At 58.5% G+C, this 14083-nt stretch carries 14 protein-coding genes; 9 read left to right on the forward strand and 5 right to left on the reverse strand.

Annotated features, from left to right (window positions below; all coding sequences use genetic code 11):
* Positions 1–78: 78 nt before the first annotated feature.
* Entirely contained in the window at positions 79–705 is a 627-nt protein-coding gene (locus OQ460_RS08025) for an alanyl-tRNA editing protein (protein WP_410021299.1), read from the reverse strand.
* A gap of 89 nt (positions 706–794) precedes the next feature.
* Between OQ460_RS08025 and OQ460_RS08030 the strand changes: the two genes are divergently transcribed.
* Positions 795–1754 (forward strand): LysR family transcriptional regulator, encoded by a 960-nt coding sequence (locus OQ460_RS08030; RefSeq protein ID WP_410021300.1) that lies wholly within the window; start codon positions 795–797, stop codon positions 1752–1754.
* A gap of 2 nt (positions 1755–1756) precedes the next feature.
* Here OQ460_RS08030 and OQ460_RS08035 read toward each other — a convergent pair whose 3' ends face one another.
* Together OQ460_RS08035 and OQ460_RS08040 are read right to left on the reverse strand one after the other, a co-directional pair.
* A complete protein-coding gene (locus tag OQ460_RS08035; RefSeq protein WP_410021301.1) occupies positions 1757–2164 on the reverse strand; it encodes a PA2817 family protein in 408 nt (135 codons plus the stop codon).
* A gap of 75 nt (positions 2165–2239) precedes the next feature.
* The gene (locus tag OQ460_RS08040) at positions 2240–4687 is read right to left on the reverse strand and encodes an acyl-CoA dehydrogenase (RefSeq protein ID WP_410021302.1); all 2448 of its coding nucleotides are present in this window, start codon (positions 4685–4687) and stop codon (positions 2240–2242) included.
* A gap of 199 nt (positions 4688–4886) precedes the next feature.
* Between OQ460_RS08040 and OQ460_RS08045 the strand changes: the two genes are divergently transcribed.
* The 4 genes from OQ460_RS08045 to OQ460_RS08060 all read left to right on the forward strand — a co-directional run bounded on the left by OQ460_RS08045 (position 4887) and on the right by OQ460_RS08060 (position 8051).
* The gene (locus OQ460_RS08045) at positions 4887–5546 is read left to right on the forward strand and encodes a transglutaminase-like domain-containing protein (protein WP_410021303.1); all 660 of its coding nucleotides are present in this window, start codon (positions 4887–4889) and stop codon (positions 5544–5546) included.
* Between the two features lie 43 nt (positions 5547–5589).
* Positions 5590–6207 carry a glutathione S-transferase family protein gene (locus OQ460_RS08050; protein WP_410021304.1) on the forward strand — a complete coding sequence of 206 codons (618 nt, stop codon included), beginning with the start codon at positions 5590–5592 and terminating at the stop codon, positions 6205–6207.
* Between the two features lie 135 nt (positions 6208–6342).
* Positions 6343–7275, forward strand: a complete 933-nt coding sequence (locus OQ460_RS08055; protein ID WP_410021305.1) for an ABC transporter ATP-binding protein — start codon at positions 6343–6345, stop codon at positions 7273–7275.
* Positions 7272–8051, forward strand: coding sequence for an ABC transporter permease (locus OQ460_RS08060; protein WP_410021306.1), 780 nt, complete (start codon positions 7272–7274; stop codon positions 8049–8051). Before OQ460_RS08055 ends, OQ460_RS08060 begins: the two co-directional genes overlap by 4 nt.
* A 118-nt stretch (positions 8052–8169) precedes the next feature.
* Here the strand turns inward: OQ460_RS08060 and OQ460_RS08065 are convergent, their stop codons facing one another.
* Complete coding sequence (locus OQ460_RS08065) at positions 8170–8736, reverse strand: TetR/AcrR family transcriptional regulator (RefSeq protein ID WP_410021307.1); 567 nt, start codon at positions 8734–8736, stop codon at positions 8170–8172.
* Between the two features lie 90 nt (positions 8737–8826).
* Between OQ460_RS08065 and OQ460_RS08070 the strand changes: the two genes are divergently transcribed.
* From OQ460_RS08070 to OQ460_RS08085, 4 genes are all read left to right on the forward strand, one after another.
* The gene (locus OQ460_RS08070; RefSeq protein WP_410021308.1) at positions 8827–10020 is read left to right on the forward strand and encodes an MFS transporter; all 1194 of its coding nucleotides are present in this window, start codon (positions 8827–8829) and stop codon (positions 10018–10020) included.
* Between the two features lie 45 nt (positions 10021–10065).
* Positions 10066–10377 (forward strand): cupin, encoded by a 312-nt coding sequence (locus OQ460_RS08075; protein ID WP_410021309.1) that lies wholly within the window; start codon positions 10066–10068, stop codon positions 10375–10377.
* A gap of 106 nt (positions 10378–10483) precedes the next feature.
* Positions 10484–11638, forward strand: coding sequence for a TDT family transporter (locus OQ460_RS08080; protein ID WP_410021310.1), 1155 nt, complete (start codon positions 10484–10486; stop codon positions 11636–11638).
* Positions 11639–11705: 67 nt separating this feature from the next.
* On the forward strand, positions 11706–13580 hold the full coding sequence (locus OQ460_RS08085; protein WP_410021311.1) for an MFS transporter: 1875 nt from the start codon (positions 11706–11708) through the stop codon (positions 13578–13580).
* 75 nt (positions 13581–13655) lie between these two features.
* Here the strand turns inward: OQ460_RS08085 and sugE are convergent, their stop codons facing one another.
* Positions 13656–13970, reverse strand: a complete 315-nt coding sequence (gene sugE / locus OQ460_RS08090) for a quaternary ammonium compound efflux SMR transporter SugE (protein WP_410021312.1) — start codon at positions 13968–13970, stop codon at positions 13656–13658.
* Between the last annotated feature and the right edge of the window lie 113 nt (positions 13971–14083).

Raw genomic sequence — 14083 nt, forward strand, 5'->3', positions numbered from 1 at the left:
TGGGGTGTGTATTGCCGATGCAAGCATCAAAACGTCGCTTGCAAGCAAAACCTGCGTCTAGCATTTATGAGCGAGGGCTCAATCAATGGTGTAGCGCACCGACAGCGCTCCCTTTTTCTCCGATAGGGCGAGAATGCTGATTTCGCCCACCTGCGCCAGGGTCTGCACATGAGTGCCACCACAGGCATAGGCCGGCAGTTCACCGAAGCCAATTTTCCGTGTGTTGCCGTCCAGCAGCATATGCCGAGGTAAATCTGCGTTGATCCATTGATTGACCTGGCGCTGCAATACGCCCGCATCGATGGTTTGCGCTGACTCCCCGCGCACAAACGTGATCTTGCCTTCGCCTGGCCAATGGTGGGCCTTGATTGGCATCCAGCCCAGGCTTTCCCCGGCATTGCCGATCAAATGTCCAGCGGAATGCAGGCGGGTATGCAGGGCTCGACGCGTGCCGTCGACACGCGCCTGCGTCGTACCAAGCTTGAGCGGCTGGTCGACGTAATGCACGATTCGGTCGGCTTCCTGTACAACTTTCAGCATTTGGCTGGCTCCCAGCCAACCGGTGTCGGATGGCTGGCCGCCGCCCTGAGGATGAAAGGGGGTTGATTGCAGTACTACTGCAAATAGCTCGTCAGAGGGCGTGCATTCCAGCACCTCGACATCGGCAGTCAGGTGGTCATGGGTGAAAAACAGGCGCTCGGTCATTATCTACATCCATCCAAAGTTCTGTCTGCCAGTATAAGTAGTGCGTTAATGGGTGATAATCCACTGAGAATTCAATGGACTTGTGCACTATGAGCATCAATCTTCCTTTGCCGTTGCTGAACGAGATGGCGATTTTCGTCAAGGTGGTGGAAACCGGCAGCTTCTCTGAGGCCGCGCGCCAATTGGGGGCGTCACCGTCCGCTGTGAGCCGCAGTATCTCGCGCCTGGAAAAAGCCCTGGCCACTCGTTTGCTGCAACGCACCACTCGCAAGTTGCGCCTGAGTGAAGGCGGTGAAGAGGTCTTGCGGCGCTGTCAGGAGATGGTTAATGCGGCGCGCTCGGTGATGGAAATCAGCGGTCAGTACACCCATGAAGCCGAAGGTCTGGTGCGGGTCAGCGTGCCCAAGGCGGTGGGGCGGTTTGTGGTGCATCCGCATATGCCGGAGTTCTTGCGGCGCTATCCCAAGGTGGATGTGCATTTGATCCTGGAAGACCGGCATGTGGATATGATCGATGACAACGTCGACCTGAGTATCCGCATCACCGACAGTCCGCCGCCGGGCTTGGTGGGTCGGCAGTTGCTGCCTGTCGAACACCTGCTCTGCGCCACCCCGCATTATCTGGCTGGGCACGGTACGCCTGGGCACCCCCGGGACCTTTTGGAGCACAGTTGCATTTATCTGGGTGAGACGCCGGGCGATGCGCGCTGGAAATTTCGTCAGGATGGCAAGTCGGTGGCTGTCGGGGTGCGCGGGCGCTATGCGGCCAACCATACTGGTGTTCGGCTGGATGCGGTGTTGCAGGATGTGGGGATAGCTAGCTTGCCGTACTTTACAGCGCGACATGCGTTGGACGCTGGAAGATTGGTGCAGGTGTTACCTGAGTGGGACTTTATTGCTTCATACCACGGCGATGCCTGGTTGCTGCATTCGCCTACGCGGTATCTGCCACCCAAGTTGCGGGTGTTTATTGATTATCTGGTGGAGTGTATGGCGAAAGAGCCGACATTGCGTCGACAGGCAGGAGCCGGCAAGCCAGCTCCTGCATGAAATCAGTGCTTGGACTGGTCGTCGGGCATGGACAGTAGTTGCTTTTCCTGATTCCAGTCGAACGGTTCGTCGTTCTGCTCGGCTTCATAGCGGCGTTCTTCCAGAGCTTGGTACAGATCCAGCTCTTCGTCTGGCATAAAGTGCAGGCAATCACCGCCAAAGAACCACAGTAGGTCGCGAGGTACCAGGTGAGCAATCTGCGGGTAGCGCAGGATGACCTGGCTCATCAGGTCCTGGCCCAGATACTGGCTTTCGATAGGGTCGATAGGCAGCAGGGCGCGCAGCTCATCAAAGCGTTCCAGGAACAGCGAGTGGCTTTCCTCGGGAACCTGCTCGGCTTCGCCGACGGCAACCAGGATACTGCGCAGGTGGTCGAGCAAGACGAGATGATCGGCAACGACGTTGGACACGAGATAAGTCCTCAAAAGCAAAAACGGGCGCGGGAGTATATAACTCCCGCGCCCGTTTTTATATGACCGCCGGGTTCAGCGGACTCTACCTGGCGCTTGGGCGAGTTCCTCCTTGCTGAAATCATCCACATCAATCACCTTGCGCCGCGCCGACTCAGCATCATGTAGCGTCTGCGCCTCGGCCGGCTGCAGTGCGCCTGCCTGCAGTGCGGCGTCGATGGCGTTTTCCCCGGCGTTCGGTTTGACCTGGCCGCTCTTGAGGGCGCCGTGGAGTTTTTTCTGCAGTGGATGGCTTGCGCCCAGCAGATCGTAGGCATGTTGCAATGCGCCCACCGGGTCCTCGGCCGATTGTGGGCGATAGCAACCGGCCAACAACGCTTCGAGGGTCGGATCGCCCTTGGCACGGCCAATCACCGCCGCGACTTCGGCATCCAGCGCATCGGAAGGGCCTTTGTGGCGACGACCGAACGGGAACACGATCACTCGCAACAGGCAACCCAGCACCTTGTTGGGGAAATTGTCGAGCAGTTCATCCAGCGCCCGTTCCGACTGGCCCAGGCTTTCTTCCATGGCCCAGGCAAACAGCGGCTCCAAATGCTCAGGGGAATCAAGGTCGTGGTAGCGCTTGAGTGCCGCCGAGGCCAGGTACATATGGCTGAGCACATCGCCCAGCCGTGCCGACAGGCGTTCCCGACGCTTCAATTCGCCACCCAGCAGCATCATGCTCAGGTCGGCCAGCAACGCAAATGCAGCGGCCTGGCGGTTGAGGGCGCGGAAGTAACCTTGGCTGAGGCGGTTGCCCGGGGCTTTTTCGAAATGTCCCAGGCCGAGGTTCAAGATCAGGGTGCTGGCGGCGTTGCTGACGGCAAAACCGATGTGCTGCAACAGCAGGCCATCGAACTCCTTGAGGGCCTGGTCATGATCTTCACGACCGGCCAGTGCCATTTCCTTGAGAACAAAGGGATGGCAGCGAATAGCCCCCTGGCCGAAGATCATCAGGTTGCGCGACAGGATATTTGCGCCTTCCACGGTGATGAAAATCGGCGCCCCTTGCCAACTGCGACCCAGGTAGTTATTGGGCCCCATGATGATGCCTTTGCCGCCGTGTACATCCATTGCGTGGCTGATGCACTCGCGGCCGCGCTCGGTCAGGTGGTACTTGAGGATTGCCGAAAGCACCGAGGGTTTTTCCCCGAGGTCAACGGCATTGGCGGTGAGTATCCGTGCGCTATCCATCAGCCAGGCGTTGCCGCCAATGCGTGCCAGTGCTTCCTGGATGCCTTCGAATGCCGACAGCGGCACGTTGAACTGTTCGCGTACCTGAGCGTATTGGCCGGTCACCAGGCTGGTGAACTTGGCTGCGCCGGTACCCACTGCGGGCAGAGAGATCGAACGGCCGACAGACAGGCAGTTCATCAACATCATCCAGCCCTTGCCGAGCATGTCCTGGCCGCCGATCAGGAAATCCAGCGGAATGAACACGTCCTTGCCCGAGTTGGGGCCGTTCATGAACGCCGCACCCAATGGCAGGTGACGACGGCCGATTTCCACTCCAGGTGTGTCGGTGGGGATCAGCGCCAGGCTGATGCCTAGGTCTTCTTCATCGCTCAACAGATGATCAGGGTCGTAGGCCTTGAAGGCCAGGCCCAGCAAGGTAGCTACCGGGCCAAGGGTGATATAGCGCTTTTCCCAGTTCAGGCGCAGGCCGAGGGTTTCCTTGCCTTCCCATTCCCCTTTGCAGATCACGCCGGTGTCGGGCATGGCGCCGGCATCGGAACCCGCCAGCGGGCCGGTAAGGGCAAAGCACGGGATATCGTCGCCACGGGCCAGGCGCGGAAGGTAGTGATTACGTTGTTCATCGGTGCCGTAATGCAGCAGCAATTCGGCCGGGCCCAGCGAGTTGGGGACCATCACGGTGGAGGCAAGGTCGCCGCTGCGGGTCGCCAGTTTCATCGCGACCTGGGAGTGGGCGTAGGCGGAGAAGCCCTTGCCGCCAAACTCCTTGGGAATGATCAGGGCGAAGAAGCCATGTTGTTTGATGTGCTCCCAGGCCGCGGGCGGAAGGTCCATGGCCTGGCCAATTTCCCAGTCCGTGACCATGGCGCACAGTTCTTCGGTGGGGCCGTCGATAAACGCCTGTTCCTCTTCGGTCAGTTGCGCCTTGGGATAGGCCAACAGTTTGTCCCAGTCGGGGCGACCGCTGAACAGCTCGCCGTCCCACCAGACGGTACCGGCGTCGATTGCGTCGCGCTCGGTCTCGGACATCGGTGGCAATACTTTCTGGAACCAGGTAAACAGCGGTGCGGTGAAATACCGGCGACGCAGGTCCGGTAGTAACAGTGGCGCGGCGACCATCACCAGCAATATCCAGAAAACCAGCAGCAGCCAGCCCGGTGCATGGCTGAAGGCGCCCATCGCCAGCAGGAAGACGGCCACCACACCCAGGGCAGGCAGGGGCGCGGTGCGGCGGTGTGCCAGGTAGGCAATGGCAAGCACCAGAACCAGTATCCACAACAACAGCATATTCATTCCTCCGAAACCAGGGGCAAAACACCCTCAAAGCTTAGTCGGCATCCGAAAAAGCGCGTGCCGAGGGTGTTACGTGTTGTGCCGGGAAGTACGATTCAGTCATAGGCGTGAGGCGCCGACATTTGGCCGAATCGTCGTTATCCCAGGGCCGGACCTGTGGTTAGACTTCAGGTCCGCCTCGGAGAAAGTCCCCATGAAAGCGTACTTGCGTCCCAGCCGCTTCATCGATAGTGACCACCCTGCGGTGGTGGAGTTCGCTGAACAACATCGTGGTTTTAGCCTCGACCCGCGTGACCAGGCAGTCAGCCTCTATTACGCCGTGCGTGAGGCGGTGCGCTACAACCCATACACCTTCAGTCGGGATCCGCAGACCCTCAGTGCCAGCTACGCGTTGGCCGCAGGCCAGAGTTATTGCGTGCCCAAGGCCACATTGCTGGCCGCTTGTGCCCGGCATTGCGGCATACCGTCACGCATTGGCCTGGCCGATGTGCGTAATCACTTGTCGACCCCGCGTTTGATTGAGCTGCTCAAAAGTGACGTGTTCGCCATGCACGGCTACACCGAGTTGTATTTGCAGGGCCATTGGGTCAAGGCCACTCCGGCGTTCAACCAGCAACTGTGCGAGTTATTCGATGTGCCACCACTGGATTTTGATGGGATCAACGACAGTGTTTTCCACCCGTTCAACCGCAAGGGCCAGCGCTCCATGGAGTACGTGGTGGACCACGGGCAATTTGCCGATGTGCCTGAAGAATTTTTCTTCGCTCACCTGGAAAAATGTTACCCGCACCTGTTTGGCGAACAGATGCCGCAACTGCTGGGGGATATGCAGGACGATTTAAGCCGCGGCTGAACCGGCGTATGCTGCCCCGGCATTCATCCATCGGGGAGCGGTCATGCTGAAGATCTGGGGTCGTAAAAATTCGTCAAACGTCAGGAAAGCCCTGTGGTGCGCCGAGGAACTTGGCCTGGACTATGAGGCAATTGATGCGGGCGGGGCTTTTGGTGTGGTCGATACCCCACAATATCGCGCGTTGAACCCCAATGGCCGGGTGCCGATGATCGAGGACGGCGACTTCGTGCTGTGGGAATCCAATACCATCGTGCGTTATCTGTGCGCCAAGCAGGAATCGGGTTGGTATCCGAGCGACTTGAAGGCCCGGGCCAATGCGGAAAAGTGGATGGACTGGACCACCTCGACCTTCGCCGAGCCCTTCAAAACCGTATTCTGGGGGGTGTTGCGTACTCCCGCCGAGAAGCAGAACTGGGACGCCATCCACGCCGGCCGCCAAGCTTGCATCGAGGTGTTGCAGACAGTCGAGCAGACCCTGTCCACGCAGCCATATCTGTCCGGCGCCGAGATCGGCATGGGTGATATCCCCTTGGGCAGCTTTATCTACGCCTGGTTCGAGATGCCCATCGAGCGCCCTGCAATGCCCGCGCTAGAGGCCTGGTATCGACGTTTGCAACAACGTGCAGCCTACCGCAAGGCGGTTATGACCGCGTTGACTTAATACTGACTATTAATACAGGTGACTGTACTTGTGCGGCGCGGGCCAGCACCATGCCTACCATGCGGCGCCGTTGCATTTGATGCGACGCGCCCTTATCTACTTCATCTCTCCCTTCTTCTTGGTGCGTAATCCGATATGAGTTCCGCTCTGTCCATCCGGCAGTTAACCAAAACGTACGGCAACGGTTTCCAGGCCTTGAGTGGTATCGATCTGGATGTCGCCGAAGGTGATTTTTTCGCCTTGCTCGGTCCCAACGGCGCCGGAAAATCCACCACCATCGGCATTCTTTCGACTCTGGTCAACAAGACCAGCGGCACCGTGAATATCTTTGGTCACGACCTGGACAAATCCCCGGCCGCGCTCAAGCGCAGCATTGGCGTGGTGCCCCAGGAGTTCAATTTCAACCAGTTTGAAAAGACCTTCGATATCGTCGTGACCCAAGCGGGCTATTACGGCATCCCGCCGAAGGTTGCCAAGGACCGCGCCGAGCAATACCTCACGCAACTGGGCCTGTGGGACAAGCGCGACGTGCCTTCACGCTCTCTGTCCGGCGGCATGAAGCGTCGGTTGATGATCGCCCGTGCGTTGGTGCACGAACCGCGCTTGCTGATTCTCGACGAACCGACTGCGGGTGTGGACATAGAGTTGCGACGCTCAATGTGGTCCTTTCTCACCGAGCTGAATGAAAAGGGCATCACCATTATCCTCACTACCCACTATCTGGAGGAGGCTGAGCAGCTGTGCCGCAACATTGGCATCATCGACCACGGCGTCATTGTCGAAAATACCAGTATGCGTAACTTGCTCGGCCAGTTGCATGTCGAGACGTTCCTGTTGGACTTGAAAAACAATTTGTCGGTACCACCGCAATTGCTCGGTTACCCGAGTCGGCTGGTGAACAGTCATACCCTGGAGGTTCAGGTGGACAAAGCCGTCGGCATTACCGCGCTGTTCGCTCAGTTGGCAACCCAGAACATCGAAGTGTTGAGCTTGCGCAACAAAACCAATCGCCTCGAGGAGTTATTCGTGTCCCTGGTGGAGAAAAATCTGGCGAAGGTGGCGGTATGAGTTCCGAACTGCAACCCAACCTCGTTGCGCTGCAAACCATTGTCTACCGCGAAGTGAAGCGCTTTACCCGGATCTGGCCGCAAACCCTGCTGCCACCGGCGATCACCATGGTTCTGTACTTTGTGATTTTCGGTAACCTGATTGGCCGGCAGATTGGCGATATGGGTGGTTTCACCTATATGGAATATATCGTGCCTGGCCTGATCATGATGTCGGTGATCACCAACTCCTACGGTAACGTGGTGTCGAGTTTCTTCGGCAGCAAATTCCAGCGTTCCATAGAGGAATTGATGGTGTCGCCCGTGTCGCCCCACACCATTCTGATCGGCTACACCTTGGGTGGCGTGCTGCGCGGCTTGATGGTCGGGGTGATCGTGACGATCCTGTCGATGTTCTTCACCGAGTTGCAGGTGCATCACCTGGGCGTGACCATTCTGGTGGTGGTGCTGACGGCAACCATCTTTTCGCTGCTGGGGTTCATCAACGCGGTTTTTGCGCGCAACTTTGATGACATCTCCATCATCCCGACATTTGTACTCACGCCGTTGACCTACCTGGGCGGGGTGTTCTACTCCATTACATTGCTGCCGCCATTCTGGCAGACGGTCTCGCTGGCCAACCCGGTGCTGCACATGGTCAATGCGTTTCGTTACGGGATCCTGGGGGTGTCGGATATCAGAATCAGCGTGGCGATCACTTTCATGCTAGTGGCCACCGTAGTGTTGTACATCGGTTGCGCGCGATTGCTGGTGAGTGGGCGCGGGATGCGGACTTGATTGTGCCTTGAAAAAAACGGTCTCCCACAAGTGCGGCAAACCAGTGTGGGAGCTGTCTCGCAGGGCGAGACAGCTCCCACATTTGATTTTCGCCATCTTGAGCATTGCCTTCGCTTAGCTAGCTGCTTGGATTGGGGAGCGAGGGGGCCAGCGCCAGCTCTATAAGCTGATGCAACTCCTCCACACTCAACGGCGCTGTCGAGAACAGAACCCTGAACACCGTCGGCGCCGCCAGCAGGTTGATCAGGTGCTCGACGCTGGGGAGGGGCCCGGCGCTGTCGGCATAGCGATCCAGGATGGCCTGCAACTGCCCGCCAAGGATTGTCACGCAGTATCCCGGCGTCTGGCTGCATTGCACGTCGCGCATCATATTGCGCCCCGGTTCCGAACTCATCTCGTCCAGGTATTGCTCGGCCCAGGCTTGCAGGTCGCCCCGCAGGCTGCCGGTGTCGGCCGGTTCGCTGTCGGGCCGCAGGCGTGCCAGCGCGACGTCCGCGAGCAGGGCCGCAAGGTCGCCCCAGCGCCGATAGATAGTGGAGGGTGTGACACCCGCGCGCGTGGCGATTTGCGGCACGGTGATACTGGCTCGTTCCTGCTCCTGCAGCAGTTCGCGTACCGCCGTATGCACTGATTCCTGGACCCGGGCGCTGCGGCCCCCCGGGCGAAGGCCTTCTTTTATTGCCATGCTGCGACCTTAACACAAAGAATTTGCTTTAAGCTGGCAGTGGTAGCACACTTCACAAAAGCAAAATATTAGCTTTAGCGGAGTTTGCCCATGTCCAGCATTACCTCTCGGCGTTTCAGCCTGGTGTTCCTGGCGATCACCTTGCTGACCTTCCTCGCTGCCTCCAGCGCGCCGACGCCCTTGTATCACCTTTATCAGGAAGGCCTGCACTTTTCCTCCGGTACCCTGACCCTGATTTTTGGCGTTTACGCCTTGAGTCTGTTGATGGCGTTGCTGACAGTCGGCTCGCTGTCCGATCATCTGGGGCGCAAGCCAGTGATCTTTGTCGCATTGGTGCTGGAGATGATTGCCATGCTGCTGTTTATCAACGCCGACAGCGTCGCCTGGTTGATCGCTGCCAGGACCTTGCAAGGGTTTGCCACGGGTATGGCGACTGCCGTGCTGGGCGCTGCGCTGCTCGATATTGACCGCCAGCAGGGGCCGCTGGTCAATAGCCTTACGCCGTTGCTGGGCATGGCATGTGGCGCGATGGGCAGCAGTTTGCTGGTGGAGTTTGCACCGTTGCCTACCCAGTTGGTCTACGGTGCACTGTTTGCCTTGATGCTCGTGCAAGGCGTCTACGTCTGGCGCCTGCCGGAAAGTGTGAGTCGTATCCCAGGGGCGCTTGCCTCGCTTCGGCCGACCTTGCATGTGCCGTCCCAGGCGCGTCGTGCCCTGTGGTTATCGTTACCGGTGGATATCGCGGTCTGGGCGATGGGAGGTTTTTACCTGTCTTTGGCGCCTTCGCTGGTGCGGGCCGCAACCGGATCGACCTCCAATCTGGTCGGTGGCGCATTGGTTGCGGTGCTGACGCTAAGTGGTGCGCTGATGATTTTCAGCTTGCGCCATCAGCCGGCGGACAAAGTCTTGCGTCTGGGGGCGAGGCTGCTGGCGATGGGTGTCGCGCTGATCCTGGTTGCCGTTCACACCGGCAGCCTGACGTTGTTTTTCTTCGCAACCTTGATAGCCGGTAGCGGATTCGGCGCCGGTTTTCTCGGCGCCTTGCGCAGTGTCGTACCGCTGGCGTTGCCCCACGAGCGTGCGGGCTTGATGTCGGCATTCTATGTGTTGAGTTACCTGGCGTTCTGCCTGCCCACCCTGTTGGCGGGCAATCTGACCCGCAGCTTTGGCTTGATCGCCACCACTGATGGCTATGGCGCGGTGCTGATTGTGTTAGCGCTCGGTGCCTTGATCGGCTTGAACCTGCAGGATGCTGGCAGGCGCAGGGCGACGTCGCGCAGTTGAGCCAGTACTATCGACCATCTTGTCGAGCCTGATCGAGATCCACCCATGAAGATAATCCGCAGCAAGGAATTCACCGGCAGCCGTGCCTGGGAAGCGCTGGATATTGCCAATATGAATGGGATCACCACCCGCTTGCACTGGACTGACCAACCGTACCGCTGGCACATCAACGATGGGCAGGAAGTGTTTGTGGTGCTCGATGGCCAGGTACAGATGCACTACCGTGAGAACGGCATCGAGCACAGCGCGCAACTGAACAGCGGCGACATTTTCTACGCCGGTGCAGGCACCGAACATGTGGCCCACCCGCAGGGAGTGGCGCGGATTCTGGTGGTTGAATCAGAAGGCAGCGAATAACTCTATATAAGCAAAATAGATAACTTATAGAGAAATTACCCGTTATATAGATATTCGATTTGCTTCTATCATGGTCTCAACCTCATACGAGGAAGAGGAGTTAGCCATGACGTGCCCCAATAGCATCACCAACCCCTACAAACCGTTCAGCCATCTGGTCAGCCCCCGGGAAGTGATTCGTCAATTCACCCCGAACTGGTTCGCGGTCACCATGGGCACCGGGGTATTGGCCCTGGCCTTGGCCCAGTTGCCCATCGACCTGCCGGGCGTACACCTCATCGCGCAAGGACTGTGGCTGCTGACAGTCTTGCTGTTTGGGTTGTTCAGTGCTCTGTACACCGCGCGCTGGGTGATGTTTTTCCACGAGGCGCGGCGGATCTTCGGGCACTCTACGGTTTCGATGTTCTTTGGCACCATTCCCATGGGTCTGGCAACCATTATCAATGGACTGCTGCTGTTCGGCCTGCCGCGCTGGGGCGATGGCGTAGTGCAACTGGCTGAGGTCTTGTGGTGGCTGGACGTGGCCATGTCGCTGGCTTGCGGGGTATTGATCCCGTACATGATGTTCACTCGCCAGGAACACAGCATCGACCAGATGACTGCCGTCTGGCTGTTGCCGGTCGTGGCCGCCGAAGTCGCTGCCGCCAGCGGGGGGTTGCTGGCGCCGCATCTGGCCGACGCGCATTCGCAATTGGTGATGCTGGTTACCAGCTACGTGCTTTGGGCGTTTTCCCTGCCGGTGGCGTTCAGCATCCTGACAATCCTGATGTTGCGCATGGCCTTGCATAAACTGCCCCACGCCAATATGGCTGCCTCGAGTTGGTTGGCCCTCGGCCCGATTGGCACCGGTGCCCTTGGCATGTTGCTGTTGGGCAATGACGCACCGCTGATCTTCGCCGCCAATGGTTTTGTTGGTATTGGTGAAATTGCCCAAGGCTTGGGGCTGGTCGCCGGCATAACCCTTTGGGGGCTGGGCCTGTGGTGGATGTTGATCGCAGTGCTGATCACGCTGCGTTACCTGCGCACGGGCATTCCCTTCAATCTGGGCTGGTGGGGGTTTACCTTCCCGCTGGGGGTGTATGCCCTGACCACCTTGAAATTGGGAAGTACTTTGCACCTGGCGTTTTTCAGCGTTGCTGGCAGTGTGCTGGTCGCCGCCCTGGCCGTGATGTGGCTGATTGTCGCCAGGCGCACAGTGCAAGGTGCCTACAAAGGCGAGCTGTTTGTTTCACCTTGCATTGCAGGTTTAGGGAATAAGTAATCAGGATTAGGTAAAGTCGTGGCCGGAAAATCCATAACAACCTCCAGGCCACGCAGGAACACGGACGATGAGCCATCCCTCGCAATTCACCTTGCTGCGCAAACGGCGTTTCCTGCCGTTTTTCATTACTCAGGCACTGGGTGCGTTCAACGACAATATCTTCAAGCAGTCGTTGATCCTGGCCATTCTCTACAAGTTGGCCATTGAAGGTGACCGTTCGATCTGGGTCAACGTGTGCGCTTTGCTGTTTATTTTGCCGTTCTTTCTGTTTTCGGCCCTGGCCGGGCAGTTTGGTGAGAAATTCAACAAGGATGCATTGATTCGCGCGATCAAGCTGGGTGAGATCGTGATCATGGCCGTCGGCGCCGTGGGCTTCATGACCAACCACCTTGAGTTGATGCTGTTGGCGCTGTTTGCCATGGGCACCCACTCTGCGTTGTTTGGCCCGGTGAAGTATTCGATCATGCCGCAGGCATTGCGTGAAGATGAATTGGTGGGCGGCAACGGCCTGGTGGAAATGGGCACTTTCCTGGCGATCCTGGCCGGGACCATTGGTGCTGGCATCATGATGTCTTCCACCCATTACGCACCGCTGGTGTCCGGCGCCATAGTCGGTATCGCGGTGTTGGGTTACCTGGCCAGTCGCGGCATTCCGCGCGCGGCGGCCTCGACTCCCCAGATGCGCTTGAACTGGAATATCTTCAGCCAGTCCTGGGCCACCTTGCGCCTGGGTCTGGGCCAGACGCCGGCTGTGTCGCGTTCGATTGTCGGCAACTCGTGGTTCTGGTTTGTCGGTGCGATCTACCTGACACAGATCCCGGCGTATGCCAAGGAGTGGATGTACGGCGACGAGACCGTGGTTACCTTGATCCTCACGGTGTTCTCGGTAGGTATCGCCCTCGGTTCGATGCTCTGCGAGAAGCTTTCCGGACGCAAGGTAGAAATCGGCCTCGTGCCCTTTGGCTCGTTCGGGCTCACCGTGTTCGGCCTGCTGTTGTGGTGGCATTCGGGCAGCTTTGCGCAGAACGTGCAGGCCAATGACTGGCTCGCCGTGCTCGGTTATGGCCAGGCATGGTGGGTGTTGCTGGATATCCTTGGTCTTGGGGTGTTCGGCGGCTTCTATATTGTGCCGTTGTACGCGCTGATCCAGTCGCGGACCGCCGAAAACGAGCGGGCGCGGGTGATTGCTGCAAACAATATTCTGAATGCGCTGTTCATGGTGGTCTCGGCAATTGTCTCGATTGTGCTGCTGAGCATGGCCAAGCTGTCGATCCCCGAGCTGTTCCTGGTGGTGTCGTTGCTCAACATTGCGGTCAACACCTACATCTTCAAGATTGTTCCCGAATTCACCATGCGCTTCATGATCTGGCTGCTCAGCCATTCCATGTACCGCGTGCAGCACCGTAATTTGGAAAACATCCCGGACGAAGGCGCGGCGTTGCTGGTGTGCAACCATGTTTCGTTTGTCGATGCGTTGCTGATTGGCGGCGCAGTGCGTCGGCCGATTCGCTTTGTGATGTATTACAAAATTTACCGTTTGCCGGTGCTCAACTTTATCTTCCGTACCGCTGGCACGATCCCGATTGCCGGGCGCAACGAAGATATTCAGATTTATGAGCAGGCTTTCACCAGGATCGCCCAGTACCTGAAAGAGGGCGAGCTGGTATGCATTTTCCCGGAAGGCAAGCTGACTGCCGATGGTGAGATCGATGAGTTCCGTGGGGGTGTGACACGCATCCTCGAAGAAACGCCGGTGCCGGTGATTCCTTTGGCGTTGCAAGGCCTGTGGGGAAGCTTTTTCAGTCGGGATCCGAACAAGGGGTTCTTTCACCGCATCTGGTCGCGGGTGACGCTGGTGGCGGGCGAGCCGATAGCGCTCGAGGCTGCGACGCCTGCGCAGTTGCAGGGGGTGGTGGGGGGGTTGCGAGGGAGTGTCCGCTAGCGTTTGGCTTCATTGCAGGCAATGGGGCTGGGGAGGCATGTCCGGGCCCCAGCCCGCAAAGGCGCTGAAAACAACTTAAGTGCTGATCTTGAGTCCAACCAGCCCGCAAATGATCAACGCCACACTGGCCAGGCGGAACAACGCCATGGACTCGCCGAACAGAATGATCCCGGCGATCACCGTGCCCACTGCACCGACTCCGGTCCAGATGGCATAGGCGGTGCCCAGCGGCAACTCCTTCATTGCCAGCCCCAACAGACCAAGGCTGATAGCCATGGCGCCAATCGTCAGTGCGGTAGGCAGGGGCTTGCTGAAGCCATCGGTGTATTTCAGGCCGACGGCCCAGCCGATTTCAAACAGGCCGGCAAAAAACAGAATGATCCAGGACATGATGTCTCCATCAGTGGATGGGGTCGTCCCCGGATAGGCACTCGATCGAGTCGCGGGGTCGTCCCCGCGAAGTTCGTCAGAGTGCCCAAAATCCTGCGTGCGATCAAGCTTCA

Source organism: Pseudomonas imrae, assembly GCF_046352735.2.
In the GTDB taxonomy this organism is placed as follows: Bacteria; Pseudomonadota; Gammaproteobacteria; order Pseudomonadales; family Pseudomonadaceae; genus Aquipseudomonas; species Aquipseudomonas imrae.

Excerpts from the sequence above, each read along its gene's own strand:
- OQ460_RS08060 (WP_410021306.1), top strand. The coding sequence starts at position 7,272 with ATGAGTTCCGAACTGCAACCCAACCTCGTTGCGCTGCAAACCATTGTC.
- OQ460_RS08070 (WP_410021308.1), top strand. The coding sequence starts at position 8,827 with ATGTCCAGCATTACCTCTCGGCGTTTCAGCCTGGTGTTCCTGGCGATC.
- sugE (WP_410021312.1), bottom strand. The coding sequence starts at position 13,970 with ATGTCCTGGATCATTCTGTTTTTTGCCGGCCTGTTTGAAATCGGCTGG.
- OQ460_RS08080 (WP_410021310.1), top strand. The coding sequence starts at position 10,484 with ATGACGTGCCCCAATAGCATCACCAACCCCTACAAACCGTTCAGCCAT.
- OQ460_RS08085 (WP_410021311.1), top strand. The coding sequence starts at position 11,706 with ATGAGCCATCCCTCGCAATTCACCTTGCTGCGCAAACGGCGTTTCCTG.
- OQ460_RS08040 (WP_410021302.1), bottom strand. The coding sequence starts at position 4,687 with ATGCTGTTGTTGTGGATACTGGTTCTGGTGCTTGCCATTGCCTACCTG.
- OQ460_RS08025 (WP_410021299.1), bottom strand. The coding sequence starts at position 705 with ATGACCGAGCGCCTGTTTTTCACCCATGACCACCTGACTGCCGATGTC.
- OQ460_RS08030 (WP_410021300.1), top strand. The coding sequence starts at position 795 with ATGAGCATCAATCTTCCTTTGCCGTTGCTGAACGAGATGGCGATTTTC.
- OQ460_RS08065 (WP_410021307.1), bottom strand. The coding sequence starts at position 8,736 with ATGGCAATAAAAGAAGGCCTTCGCCCGGGGGGCCGCAGCGCCCGGGTC.
- OQ460_RS08075 (WP_410021309.1), top strand. The coding sequence starts at position 10,066 with ATGAAGATAATCCGCAGCAAGGAATTCACCGGCAGCCGTGCCTGGGAA.
- OQ460_RS08050 (WP_410021304.1), top strand. The coding sequence starts at position 5,590 with ATGCTGAAGATCTGGGGTCGTAAAAATTCGTCAAACGTCAGGAAAGCC.
- OQ460_RS08045 (WP_410021303.1), top strand. The coding sequence starts at position 4,887 with ATGAAAGCGTACTTGCGTCCCAGCCGCTTCATCGATAGTGACCACCCT.
- OQ460_RS08055 (WP_410021305.1), top strand. The coding sequence starts at position 6,343 with ATGAGTTCCGCTCTGTCCATCCGGCAGTTAACCAAAACGTACGGCAAC.